Here is a 555-nt window from a genome sequence, read left to right on the forward strand (position 1 = left end):
GTCGTAGACGGGCACGTCGAAGCTGGTGTCCACGCGACCGTTGAGCTGCCACTGCCAGCCGGTGCCGGGACGCGGTTGCCACTTCACGGCGGCCCGCTCCCCCGGCCCGCTCGGGGCCTGCTCGCCGGAACTGGTCGGCGACGGCCTGGCCGCCTGGTCGTCGTTCGTGTCACCGTTCGAGCATCCGACCAGCACCAGCAGTGCCGCGCCGGTCCATGCCGCGAGCGAGGTCCGCGCCGTCACCCGTCGTCTCCCCTGCCGTTGTCTCCACCTGACGGGGGACACCGCCACGGGTTGCTCCCCTCCCCCAGCACCGCACAGTGCGGCGCCGCTCCGCGATCATACGATGTACGGGCCACCTTTTTTCGCTCGTTATCGGGCACCACGTACACCAGGTGGCACATCCGCCGCGACGCGTGCCCGGCCGTCCACGGGGACCCGGGCCCGCTGGTAGCTGGCCCAGTCGCCCGCGAAGGTGACCAGGACGTCGGTGAGTAGGGCTCACGGCGACCGGCGCCCGTACGCGGTGTCCACGTAGCCGAGCAGGCGTACGCC

Annotated in this window: 1 pseudogene; it reads right to left on the minus strand. The window is 71.9% G+C overall.

The features are described from left to right. Positions 1-243: pseudogene (locus KUM32_RS44550) on the minus strand (endo alpha-1,4 polygalactosaminidase); the annotation flags it as partial. Positions 244-555 lie beyond the last annotated feature (312 nt).

The sequence above is a fragment of the Streptomyces sp. AC627_RSS907 genome (genome assembly GCF_019049165.1).